This is a genomic window from Phytohabitans flavus (genome assembly GCF_011764545.1).
Classification (GTDB): domain Bacteria; phylum Actinomycetota; class Actinomycetes; order Mycobacteriales; family Micromonosporaceae; genus Phytohabitans; species Phytohabitans flavus.
Genome location: NZ_AP022870.1, coordinates 7,603,667 through 7,615,881, shown reverse-complemented (window position 1 = coordinate 7,615,881; position 12,215 = coordinate 7,603,667). Strand labels below are relative to the sequence as shown.

General features: G+C 70.5%; 9 protein-coding genes and 2 pseudogenes. 10 read left to right on the top strand and 1 reads right to left on the bottom strand.

The annotated features are described in order from the left end of the window. Positions 1-66: 66 nt before the first annotated feature. From Pflav_RS33605 to Pflav_RS33585, 5 genes and pseudogenes are all read left to right on the top strand, one after another. On the top strand, positions 67-753 hold the full coding sequence (locus tag Pflav_RS33605) for a response regulator transcription factor (RefSeq protein ID WP_173040779.1): 687 nt from the start codon (positions 67-69) through the stop codon (positions 751-753). Further along, a complete protein-coding gene (locus Pflav_RS33600) occupies positions 750-1,781 on the top strand; it encodes a HAMP domain-containing sensor histidine kinase (RefSeq protein ID WP_173040778.1) in 1,032 nt (343 codons plus the stop codon). Before Pflav_RS33605 ends, Pflav_RS33600 begins: the two co-directional genes overlap by 4 nt. Positions 1,782-1,985: 204 nt before the next feature. Then, complete coding sequence (locus tag Pflav_RS33595; RefSeq protein ID WP_173040777.1) at positions 1,986-3,437, top strand: DUF4153 domain-containing protein; 1,452 nt, start codon at positions 1,986-1,988, stop codon at positions 3,435-3,437. Between the two features lie 16 nt (positions 3,438-3,453). Next, positions 3,454-4,214 (top strand): annotated as a pseudogene (locus Pflav_RS33590) (ABC transporter ATP-binding protein). Further along, positions 4,205-5,866: an ABC transporter permease gene (locus Pflav_RS33585; RefSeq protein WP_173040775.1), complete on the top strand. Its 1,662-nt coding sequence runs from the start codon at positions 4,205-4,207 to the stop codon at positions 5,864-5,866. Before Pflav_RS33590 ends, Pflav_RS33585 begins: the two are co-directional and overlap by 10 nt. An 86-nt stretch (positions 5,867-5,952) precedes the next feature. Here Pflav_RS33585 and Pflav_RS33580 read toward each other — a convergent pair whose 3' ends face one another. Then, on the bottom strand, positions 5,953-6,921 hold the full coding sequence (locus tag Pflav_RS33580) for a glutamate ABC transporter substrate-binding protein (protein ID WP_173040774.1): 969 nt from the start codon (positions 6,919-6,921) through the stop codon (positions 5,953-5,955). Between the two features lie 46 nt (positions 6,922-6,967). Between Pflav_RS33580 and Pflav_RS33575 the strand changes: the two genes are divergently transcribed. From Pflav_RS33575 to Pflav_RS33555, 5 genes and pseudogenes are all read left to right on the top strand, one after another. Further along, a complete protein-coding gene (locus Pflav_RS33575; RefSeq protein WP_173040773.1) occupies positions 6,968-7,510 on the top strand; it encodes a flavin reductase family protein in 543 nt (180 codons plus the stop codon). A gap of 162 nt (positions 7,511-7,672) precedes the next feature. After that, positions 7,673-8,026 carry a DUF485 domain-containing protein gene (locus Pflav_RS33570; protein ID WP_173040772.1) on the top strand — a complete coding sequence of 118 codons (354 nt, stop codon included), beginning with the start codon at positions 7,673-7,675 and terminating at the stop codon, positions 8,024-8,026. After that, positions 8,023-9,699: a solute symporter family protein gene (locus Pflav_RS33565; RefSeq protein ID WP_173040771.1), complete on the top strand. Its 1,677-nt coding sequence runs from the start codon at positions 8,023-8,025 to the stop codon at positions 9,697-9,699. Before Pflav_RS33570 ends, Pflav_RS33565 begins: the two co-directional genes overlap by 4 nt. A gap of 165 nt (positions 9,700-9,864) precedes the next feature. Beyond that, positions 9,865-10,866, top strand: a complete 1,002-nt coding sequence (locus tag Pflav_RS33560; RefSeq protein WP_173040770.1) for a UDP-glucuronic acid decarboxylase family protein — start codon at positions 9,865-9,867, stop codon at positions 10,864-10,866. Positions 10,867-10,937: 71 nt separating this feature from the next. Beyond that, a pseudogene (locus Pflav_RS33555) lies at positions 10,938-12,175 on the top strand (LCP family protein). The last annotated feature ends 40 nt before the right edge of the window (positions 12,176-12,215 follow it).

The following is a 12,215-nucleotide window of genomic DNA, read 5'->3' as shown; positions in this document are numbered from 1 at the left end:
GGTTCTCCACAGGTCGTTCACAACTCGCGCCTTAGGTCTCCATCGACGGTGCATAGAGTGCCGGACATGAGCGAGCGGCGGGTTTTGGTGGTGGAGGACGAGCGAACGATCGCCGAGTCTGTCGCTGCACGGCTGCGGGCCGAAGGGTTCACCGTGCGGATCGCGGGCGACGGGCCGGGCGCCGTGGAGGCGGCCCGGCAGATGCGGCCGGACCTCGTCGTGCTCGACGTCATGCTGCCCGGCTTCGACGGGCTGGAGGTGTGCCGGCGGATCCAGGCGGAGCGGCCGGTACCCGTGCTGATGCTCACCGCGCGCGACGACGAGACTGACCTGCTCGTCGGGCTGGCCGTCGGGGCGGACGACTACCTGACAAAGCCGTTTTCCATGCGCGAGCTGTCCGCGCGGGTGCAGGCGCTGCTGCGCCGGTTCGAGCGGGCGACCGCGGCGGTGCGAGAGGACGCGCCCACGATCCGGCTGGGTGACCTCGAGATCAACCAGGCCGAGCGGCGGGTACGGCGGGGTGGGGTCGAGGCGCACCTCACGCCGACCGAGTTCGACCTGCTGGTACACCTCGCTGGGCGGCCACGGACCGTTCTCCCCCGCGCGCAGCTCCTCGCCGACGTGTGGGGGTGGGCGGCGGCGGGTGGCACCCGTACCGTCGACAGCCACGTCAAAGCGTTGCGCCGAAAGCTCGGCGGCGACCTCATCCGCACTGTGCACGGGGTCGGGTACGCACTGGAGGTTGCCCCATGACCGCGCTTTGGGATCTGCTCCCGCGACCGCTCGACCCGGTCCGGTCGATCAAGCTCAAGCTGGGCATACTCCTTGTCTGCTCCGGTTTTGCCGGGCTCGTGGTGTTTCGGCTGGGGATCGGGTGGATCGCGTACCGGACGTCGTTCACCGCCATCGCCGTCGCGCTGGTGACCTCGCAGATCCTGGCCCACGGCATGACCTCGCCGCTGCGGGAGATGACCGCCGCGGCACGGTCGATGGCGCGCGGTGACTACACGCGGCGGGTGCGGGCCACCTCCCGCGACGAGGTGGGCGAGCTGGCGCGGGCGTTCAACCAGATGGCCGCCGACCTCGCCGCCGCCGACCGGCAGCGGCGGGAGCTGATCGCGAACGTCTCGCACGAGCTGCGTACGCCCATCACCGCCCTACAGGGCCTACTGGAAAACATGGTGGACGGCGTCGCGCAGCCCAACCCCGAGGCCCTGCGCACCGCACTGGCCCAGTCCGAGCGGCTCGGCCGGCTGGTCACCGAGCTGCTCGACCTCTCCCGGCTGGACGCGGGGGTGGTGCCGCTCGACCGGGTCGACCTCGACATCGCCGACTTCCTGGACGAGGTGGTCCGGGAGGCCGAGGTGACCGCGGTCGGGGCGGGGCGCCAGGTTGATTTTCGGGTACGGGTGCCCGAGGCGGCCGGCACCGTACAGGCGGATCCGGACCGGCTGCGCCAGGTCTTCGCCAACCTGCTCGACAACGCGGCTCGCCACAGCCCGCCCGGCGGCACCGTGCTCGTGACCGCGCGCCCCGAGGCCGACCACTGCCGCTTCGAGGTGCTCGACGAGGGCGACGGCATCCCGCGGCACCAGCGCGCCCGGGTCTTCGAGCGGTTCACCCGCGGGGAGCGGGACGACACCGACGGGGGTACCGGGCTCGGGCTGGCGATCGCGCAATGGGTAGTCGAGATGCACGGCGGCACGATCGCCGCGCTCGACCCGCCCGCTGAGGCGAAGAGCGGCTGCCGCATCAGGGTCACCATCCCCACGCCCGCCTGACTTTCCAGCACCACACATGCCCTCGCGCACCGCGCCGGGCCGATGGACCCTGCCCAAAACCGGAGGAAAGCGATGACAGTACAGACCGCACCCCCGATGCGCCCATTCCGGCCGGTACACGGTCCACGCCCGCCCACAGCGCTAGAAAGCCGCTGGCCAGGTCCATCCAGACCGGCTGACGCGGTCGCGCTCGGCGCCACGGGGATGGCCGGTCTGGTCGCCGCCGCGAGCGTGCCGCTGGACCGGCCAGGCGTCGGGTGGGCGATCGCCGGGCTGGCCGGTGCGGCGGCCCTGACGGCACTGTCGCTGCGCGGCTGGGCCCATCCCTCCATGCTCGGCCGGGGCCCGGCGGTACCGCCGACGATCCAGGCGGGCGCCATCCGGCCACTGTGGACGATCGCCACGGTGGTACTGCTCAGCGTCGGCACCGTGCGCGCCGCCGGCTGGCTCTTCGTCCTGTGCCTGCTGACCGCCGCGGTGACCGGCTCGCTCGCGGTTACCGCCGGCCGCAGCCTTCCGGCGCTGCTGGTCACCTCGGTGGCCGTGCCGGTGGCGGCGCTGCGCGGCCTGCCCTGGGTCACCCGGGGCACCGCGATCCTGGCCCGGCAGCAGCGCGGCGGACCGGGGGCCCGGATCGGCGCCACCATCGGGGTGTCGGTGCTGCTCCTCCTGGTCTTCGGTGGACTGTTCGCATCGGCGGACGCGGCCTTCGCCGAACTCGTCGGCAGGGTGACGCCGGAGATCAGCGCGTCCGCCGTCGCCCGCTGGGTGTACGTCTTCGCCTTCGCCACCCTGGGCCTGCTCGGCGGCGCGTACCTGCTCGCCGCCCCACCCCGCCTCGCTGGGCTGGAGCGGCCGGCCAAGACGCGCCTGCGCCGTCTGGAGTGGACACTCCCGCTGGTCGTGCTCAACGCGATCTTCCTCGCGTTCGTGGCGGTGCAGCTCACGGTGCTCTTCGGCGGCGCGGAGCACGTGCTCAGCACCGCCGGCCTGACCTACGCCGAGTACGCCCGAAGCGGCTTCTGGCAGCTCCTCGTGGTGACCGCGCTGGCGCTCGGCGTGCTGGCGCTGGCCGCCCGGTGGGCACCGCGCGACACCCCGCGCGACCGGCTGATGATCCGCGTCCTGCTTGGCGGGCTCGCCGCGCTCTGCCTGGTGATCGTGGCGTCCGCGCTCTTCCGGATGCACACGTACGAGGAGGCGTACGGCTTCACCCGCCTCCGGGTACTTGTCAGCGCCTGCGAGCTGTGGCTCGGCTCGGTACTCGTGATGGTGCTGGCCGCCGGCGTACGGCTGCGGGCGAGCTGGCTCCCCCAGGCCGCGATCGGCAGTGGCGTGGCGGCGCTGATCGGGCTGGCGGTCCTCAACCCGGACCACTTCATCGCCGACCGCAACGTGGCCCGCTACCAGGACAGTGGCCGGATCGACGTGGCGTACCTGTCCGGGCTCTCCGCGGACGCCGTGCCCGCGCTGGATCGCCTCCCCGCCACGCAGCGCTCCTGCGCGCTCAGTGACGTGGCCCGCGACCTGGAGCGGGATCACGACTGGCGCGGCTGGAACATCGGCACCGACCGCGCCCGCCACGCGCTCGGCGGGCAGCCCGCGTCGACGTACACCTGGTCGGAGGCCTGCGGCCCGGTCCGCATCTCCTGGTAGGGCTAACGTCGGAGAGGTGACGACTGTAGAGCATGCCGCGCTGGCGGTCCGGGGATGGTCAAGCGGTTCGACGCGAAGGTGGCGGTCGCAGGCGTCAACCTGGACGTGCCGGCCGGTTCGTTCTACGGGCTCCTCGGGCCGAATGGCGCCGGAAAGACCACCACCCTCTCGATGGCGGTGGGTTTGCTGCGGCCGGACGCCGGCACGGCCTGGGTGCTGGGGCACGACGTGTGGTCCGATCCGGTGCGAGCCAAGGCGCTGCTCGGCGTGCTTCCCGACGGCGTACGGCTCTTCGACCGGCTGAGTGGCGCGGAGCTGCTCGCGTACCACGGGCTGCTCCGCGGCATGGACCCCGCGGTCGTCGACCAGCGGGCGCGCGAGCTGCTCGACGTGCTCGCTCTGGCGGACGCCGGCCGCACGCTGGTGGTCGACTACTCGGCCGGCATGAAGAAGAAGATCGGGCTGGCCTGCGCGCTGCTGCACGCGCCCCGGTTGGTCGTACTCGACGAGCCGTTCGAGGCGGTCGACCCGGTGTCCGCCGCGCGGATCCGCGACATCCTGCACAGGTACGTGACGGGCGGCGGCACGGTCATCTTCTCCAGTCACGTGATGGAGGTCGTGGAGCGGCTGTGCACCCACGTCGCGATCATGGCCGAGGGCACGATCAAGCGGGTCGGCACGCTGGACGAGGTACGCGGCGAAAGGTCGCTGGAGGACGTGTTCGTCGAGGTGGTCGGCGGTCGTACGGCGACCGGTGAGGAGCTGGCGTGGCTCTGACCCAGCAGCAGCCGACCCTGAGGCAGCCCTCGGCGGCGCTCTTTGTCCGGCTCAAGCTGCGCGTGCTGGCCAACAACATGCGCGGCAAATCATGGCGGATCGCCCTCTTCGTCCTCGGCCTGGCGGTCGGGCTGTGGTGGGCGGCCAGCGCCTTCTTCCTCTTGGCCGCACCCGGCTTCACCGACAACGTCGACGCCGCCGTGCTGGCCTCGGCGCTCGGCGGCGGGCTGCTCGTGCTCGGCTGGGCGCTCCTCCCGCTGGTTTTCTTCGGCGTCGACGAGACGCTCGACCCAGCTCGGTTCGCGCTGCTGCCGCTACGCCGCCGCACGCTCGTCACCGGTCTGGTGGCCGCCGCGATGATCGGTGTCCCGGCGCTGGCCGCGGTAGTGGCGACAAGCGGCCTTGTCATCGCGGCCGCGCTGCTCGGCGGGTGGGTCGCGGCGGTGGTGCAGGCCGTCGGCACGGTCGCCGGGCTGATCCTTTGCATCGTCGCTAGCCGGGCGGTGACCAGCGCGTTCGCCACTATGCTGCGGTCCCGCCGGGTGCGTGACATGGCCGCGATCCTGCTCGCCTGCGTGGCTGCGCTGATCGGCCCGGTACAGATCGGCGTGGTCGCCCTCCTGGAGAACGCGGACTGGCAGCGGCTGCTCGGCCCCGCTCGGGTGATCGGCTGGACCCCGCTGGCCGCGCCGTACACGATGGGCATCGACGTCGCGGCGGGTCGCGCCTGGGCCGTACCCCTGAAGCTCCTCATCACCGCCGCGACGGTGGCCGCGCTGCTGTGGTGGTGGTCGCGGACGTTGGAGTCCGCGATGCTTGGCGCGGAGAGCGCGGGGCCGGCCAAGGCCGCCGCCGCGACCAGCGATTCGGCTGTCGACCAGCTCTTCCCGCGGAGCATGCCGTGGCTGCCGCGCAACAGGTACGGCGCGCTTGCCGCCCGCGAGGCCCGTTACTGGTGGCGGGACGCGCGCCGACGGGCCGGCCTGATCACGTTCGCGGTGATCGGCGTGGTCATGCCCGTGATGGTCAATGTCAGCTCGGGTGGCCTCTCCGGCTCCACCTCGCCCGTCATGATCAGCCTGACCATGGTCTTCGTCGGCGTGATCGGCGCGGCTTCGCTCGCCAACCAGTTCGGGTACGACGGCAGCGCCTACGCGGCCAACGTGGTGGCCGGCGTCCCGGGCGCGGTCGAGCTGCGCGCGCGGCTGATGGCGTTCACCACGTACCTCGGGCCGCTGCTGCTCGTGATCGCCGCGATCGTGGCCGCATTCCTGCGCGAGCCGGCCGACATCGGTCTGATGCTCGGCTCGCTCGGCGCCGCGTACGGCTCGGGGCTCGCGATCAACCTCTTCGTCTCGCTGCACGGCGCGTATGCGCTGCCCGAGACCTCCAACCCATTCGCCATCAACGCCGGCTCCGGCGTGGCGAAGAGCCTGCTCAGCATCCTCGGCCTAATCGGCGCGACCGCGGTCGCCATCCCGATCGTGGTGGTCACCGCGCTCGTCGGCGGCGCGCCGGTCTGGCTGTGGCTGGCCGCACCGGCCGGCATCGCATACGGCGTGGCCGCCGCCTGGCTGGCCACCTACGTGGTCGGCGACATGCTCGACCGCCAAATGCCCGAACTACTCCAAGCGGTAAGCCCAAACCGCTAGCCCCGCCGCAGTTGATCAGGGACCTTGTGTAGCGACGCGCCGACCGACACGCCCACCAGCTCCCTGATCAACACGGCGGGCTGAGGTCAGTCGCGGTAGCGGGCTGGTGGGGGCTTGGGGACCTGGCCTAGTGGGGTTAGCCACCTGTTGTAAATCGCGGCTAGTGAGGCGTCGGAGCGCATGCGGTCGAGCACGCTGTTTACGAAGCGGATCAGGTCCACAGTCGACTGCGACATCATGATGCCGTAGGGCTCGACGCGGATCGCGGGGCCGACCACTCGGGTGGTGGGGTCCTGGGCGACGAAGCCGGCGAGTTGGGCGTCGTCGTTGGAGATCGCGTCGACCTGTCCCTGCTGGAGCAGCACCAGGCAGTCGAGCACCTCGACTGCGGAGACCGGGATCGGGTTGGAGGGCGCGGCGGCGATGTTGGCGAGGTCTGAGCTGCCGGCCGCGCCGCACACCTTCTTGCCGCCGAGGTCTTGGAGCCCGCGCACCGTCGAGTCGCTTCGCACGAGCACCCGCTGCTGCGCCTCGTAGTAAGAGGTGGAGAAGGCGACCTCGCGCCACCGCTCGCAGTTCATGGAGGTGGTCCGGATGATCATGTCGACCTCGCCCGCCTTGATCGCGGGAATGCGCTCGGCGGCGGCCATCGATCGGAATCGGATCTTATTCGGGTCGCCGAAGAGCGCGCGGGAGATCTCCCTGGCGATGTCGATGTCGACGCCGACGATCTCGCCGGACTCCGGGTCGCGGTACCCGAAGAGATACGTGGTCTGGCTGACACCGATGATCAGGTGGCCGCGGGCCGCGATCTTCGCCATCGTCGAGCCGGCCGGCATGGCGCCCGGCGCTGGGCGCTCGCCGCGCGGCCGGTAGCTGGCCCGCGGATCACACCCACCTTCCTCGGGCGAGCTGCTCGATGCCGGCGCGGGGTCTTCCACGCCGACCGGGCGCGGCGGCGGAAGCTTTTCCTGGATCGGCCCGGCCACCGGCTCCGACCCACAACCCGCGAGGAGCGCCACCACAAGCAACGACGCGCCGATCCTGGCCTTCATGGCCGGCAAGGTAGGAGGACGGGGTTAACGACAGCCGGAACGGTGCATGAACGAAGATGGGTCGGTGAGCTTTCCCGAGCCCGGGGCGCAGATCCACAGCACCGATCCCTTCGCGACGCCCGGGCAGGCCCGCTCACCCGTACGCCAGCTGCGCGGTCGCCTCGCCTCGACCGTGACGCTCTGGACCGCTCCCGGCCCCGCCGGCCTCACCGTCTCGTCCACTGTCGTCGCCGGGGGCGAGCCTGGCCGGCTGCTCGGCATCGTCGACGACGAGTCCGACCTCTGGGCCGCGGCGAGCGCCGCCGAGCGGTTCGCGGTGGCGCCGCTGGCCGCCGCGCACAGGCAGCTGGCCGACCGCTTCGCCGGCATCCTGCCCGCACCCGGCGGCCTCTTCCGGGGCGATGACTGGACCGAGACGCCGTACGGGCCGGTGCCTGCCGGCGTGGGCACCTGGGTCGGCTGCCGGCTGGATGGCGCGCGCGAGTTCGGCTGGGGGCTGCTGGTGGAGGCGACGATCGAGGCGGTCGAGGTCGGCCCGGACGACTCGCCTTTGATCCACTTCCGTGGGCGGTACCGCGAGTTGCGTTAGGGCCCGACCGGTTACCGGCGTGATCCACGTCACTCGGCGCAGGCAGACAACCGTTCGGCGCAATCGACGACCTTGATCGCGATCGCGGGTTCCGTCATCCGTACCGCCCTTCTTAACGTCCTGCCGACACCCGCCTACGCCTACGAAGGTGGTGAACTTCGCATGACGACGGATACCCCCGCTCCCGCCACCTCGGTGCCAGAGGAGCGGTACCTCGCCGTACAGCAGTCGGAGGATTTCGCGAAGCTGCGTAAGACCCTGCGCGGCTTCATCTTCCCGATGACAGTGGCGTTCTTTCTCTGGTACGCGCTCTACGTGATCCTGTCCGCCTACGCGCGCGGCTTCATGGACACAAAGGTCGTCGGCCACATCAACGTGGCGCTCGTCTTCGGCCTGCTCCAGTTCGTGTCCACGTTCCTGATCGCGTGGCTGTACTCCCGGTTCGCGGCCCGCCAGGTCGACCCGCTCGCCGACAAGATCGCGGCCGAGCTGACCGAGAAGGGAGAGGCCGCGTGAACCTCACCTTCCTCGCGGCCGAGGCCGGTGACTCCACCGCCCGTACGCTCACCATCACGCTCTTCCTGGTCTTCGTGGCCGCGACGCTCGCGATCACGGTGTGGGCGAGCCGCCAGACCAAGACGGCGACCGACTTCTACGCCGGTGGCCGGTCGTTCTCCGGCTTCCAGAACGGCATGGCGATCGGCGGCGACTACATGTCGGCGGCGTCGTTCCTCGGCATCGCCGGCCTCATCGCGCTGTACGGGTACGACGGCTTCCTGTACTCGATCGGCTTCCTGGTGGCGTGGCTTGTCGCGCTGCTCCTGGTCGCCGAACTCCTGCGCAACTCGGGCAAGTACACGATGGCGGACGTGCTCGCGTTCCGGATGCGCCAGCGCCCGGTGCGTACGGCGGCCGCCGTCTCGACGATCACGGTGTCGATCTTCTACCTGATCGCCCAGATGGTGGGCGCGGGCGCGCTCGTCGCGCTGCTGCTCGGCATCCGGCCCGGCACGACGTTCCTCGGCATGGACGCCGACGCCGCCAAGATCGCCACTATCGTCCTGGTCGGCGCCCTGATGATCATCTACGTCACGGTCGGCGGGATGAAGGGCACCACATACGTCCAGATCGTCAAGGCGTTCCTGCTCATGGGCGGCGCGGCGCTGATGACCGTGCTTGTGCTGGCGAAGTTCAACTTCAACCTCTCCTCGCTGCTCGGCGCCGCGTCCGACGCGTCCGGCAAGGGTGAGGCGTTCCTCCAGCCCGGCCTCTATTACGGCAAGGAAGTCGCGGGCAACGCCACCCAGACCTTCTATAACAAGGTCGACCTTTTCTCGCTCGGCATCGCGCTGGTGCTGGGCACGGCCGGCCTGCCACACATCCTGATCCGCTTCTACACGGTGCCCACCGCCCGGGCGGCCCGGCGCAGCGTGCTCTGGGCGATCGGCATCATCGGTACCTTCTATCTCTTCACCCTCGCGCTCGGCTTCGGCGCCGCGGCGCTCGTGGGTGGCGAGGCGATCAGCGCCCAGAACGCCGCCGGCAACACCGCGGCACCGCAGCTCGCCGAGGCGCTCGGCGTGGACTTCTTCGGTGGCGACACAGGTGGGGCGGTATTACTAGCGGTCATAGCCGCGGTCGCCTTCGCCACAATCCTGGCGGTGGTGGCCGGCCTGACACTCGCGTCGTCGTCGAGCCTCGCGCACGACTTCTACGCCAATGTGATCAAACGGGGCGAGACCTCCGAAAAGCAGGAGGTGAACGTGGCCCGGATCTCCGCGTTCGTCATCGGCGCGGTCTCGATCGTGCTGGCCCTCTTCGCCCAGAGCCTGAACGTGGCCTTCCTCGTCGCGCTCGCGTTCGCGGTGGCCGCCTCCGGCAACCTGCCGGCCATCCTGTACAGCCTCTTCTGGAAGAGGTTCAACACCGCCGGCGCGACCTGGGCGATCTACGGCGGCCTGCTCGCCGCGGTCGTGCTCGTGTTCTTCTCGCCGGTCGTGTCGGGGACGCCCACGTCGATGTTCAAGACCGCCGACTGGCAGTGGTTCCCGTTGAACAACCCGGGCATCATCTCGATCCCGTTCGGCTTCCTGTGCGGCTGGATCGGCACGATGCTCTCGAAGGAGACGGACGAGCAGAAATACGCCGAGTTGGAGGTGCGCTCCCTCACTGGTGCGGGCGCGCACTGATCCACCGGCGCACTGACGGACCCGCGCGGCCTGCCCACAGCCGCGCGGGTCCGTCCCTGTCTGGGGTACCTCCGTGCCCGCTTGGGGGCGCGTGGAGGGTTCTGCTGGCCGCGGGCGGGGTACGTGGGGGCGAGGCTGTAGGTATCAATCGGTAGGCTTGCGCTCATGGTCGTAGTCCCGCGATACGGAGCAGGTCACCGCGTCCTCGTTACCGGGGGTGCGGGATTTGTGCCGTCGCACCTTGTCGACGCGCTGCTGGCGCGCGGCTGCGCGGTGGTGGCCGTCGACAACTTCGTGACCGGGACCAAGGACAACGTGGCCCACCTGGGCGAGCGTCCCGACTTCACGCTCGTCGAGGCCGACGTTGCCGATGGGCTGCCCGACCACCATCCGGCGCTCGCCCAGCGCTTCGACGCGATCCTGCACATGGCCTCGCCAGCCAGCCCGACCGACTTCGCCACGCTGCCGATCGAGATCCTGCGCGTCGGCTCCCAGGCCACGCTGCATTTGCTCGACCGCGCGCGGGCGGACGGCGCCCGCTTCATCCTCGCCTCCACCTCGGAGGCGTATGGCGATCCGAAGGTGCACCCCCAGCCCGAGTCGTACTGGGGCAACGTCAACCCGGTCGGCGTGCGGAGTGTGTACGACGAGTCAAAGCGCTTCGCCGAGGCGGCCACGATGGCCTATCACCGGCACCACGGGGTCGACGTGGGCATCGTGCGGATCTTCAATACGTATGGGCCGCGGATGCGCCCGGACGACGGGCGGGCGGTGCCGACGTTCATCACGCAGGCGCTGCGCGGCCAGCCGATCACGCTGCACGGCACTGGCACGCAGACCCGCTCGATCTGCTACGTCGACGACCTCGTCCGCGGCATCCTGATGCTCCTCGACTCGACCGAGACCGGGCCGATCAACTGCGGCACCGAGGACGAGTTCTCGATGCGCGAGCTCGCCGAGCTGATCGTCCGACTGACCGGCAGCGAGTCCGTCGTCACGTACCTGCCGCGCACCGCCGACGACCCGGAGATGCGCCGCCCCGATCTGACCCTCGCCCGTACCCGCCTTGGTTTCGCCCCTCGAGTGGGAGTCGAGGAAGGGCTGCGCCGGACGATCGAGCACTTCGCCCAGCGGATTGGCAAGCTCAGCGCTCAGCGGGTCGGCTGACACTCCCGGGTTTGTGCCGCCTCGGCGATGGCTTAACGGCGCGCGAGCGTTCCCGACCTACCCTGAACTACATGACAGCGACCAGGTCTCCCCACGGCGGCGGCACCGGCCGGGCGTCCGTACCGGGCATGAACCAGCCCGATTCCGGACGAATCTCCGGGCGCGCCTACGTGCCGGGCACGGCTGCCCCCGGTCGGGCACCAGTGCGCTCCGGGGATTCGGCGGCGGCCGGGGGCCTGGCGGCCCGGGTGGCCCCGGTGGGCCGGGCGGCCCCGTCTACCCCGGTGGCCGGCGACCCCGCCTGCGTCCCCGCTGGCGGCGCATCGCGCTCGTCGCCGGCATCGCGGTCCTCGTGCTCGGCCTGCTGGGCGGCCTGGGCTTGTGGAAGTACGTCAACGACCTCGACAACGACCTACAGCGCACCGACGCGTTTTCGAACCTGACCGGCGGCCGGCCGGCCAAGACGGTCGACGGGACGCTCAACATCCTGATGGTCGGCAGCGACTCCCGCGACCCCGACTCCCAGGTCGACTCGGCCAGCGAGTGGCGCGCCGACACGATCATCCTGATGCACATCCCGGCCAGCCACGACAAGGCGTACCTGGTCTCCATGCCCCGCGACCTCTACGTGCCCATCCCCAAGGAGGCGGGCGCGGCGTGCGACAGCGGCCAGCGCGGGAAGATCAACGCGGCCTTCGCGTTCGGCGGGCTCCCGCTGGCCGTACGCACGGTGGAGTGCTTCACCGACGTACACATCGACCACGTGATGGCGATCGACTTCGGCGGCTTCAAGGAGGTCACCGACGCGCTCGGCGGTGTCGACCTCAAGGTGGAGCGCACCGTCACCTCGATCCACAAGCCGTACCGCACCTTCCACAAGGGCGTGCGGCACATGAACGGCGACCAGGCCCTCGACTGGGTCCGCCAGCGCAAGCAGTTCCCGGACGGCGACTTCGCCCGGGTACGGCACCAGCAGGAGTTCCTGAAGGCGCTGATGGACAAGGCGGCGAGCACGGGCACGCTGACCAACCCGAAGAAGCTCAACTCGTTCCTCAAGGCGACGACCGACGCGGTGACCGTGGACCAGGACTTCTCGTTGGTCGACATGGCCCTCCAGTTCCGCAGCCTGCGCGGCGAAAACCTCCAGTTCTTCACCAGCCCGCACAAGGGCAGCGAGACCATCAACGGCGAGTCGGTGGTGGTCTCCGACAGGGAGAAGGCCCTGGCCCTGTACGAGGCGATGTCCGCTGACAAGATGGCGGAATGGGCGGCGGCCAACGTGTCGCCGCCACCCAAGCAGGGTAGTTGATCGACAACCGTCGGTGGCGTAGCCGGAACTTTCCGGCTAC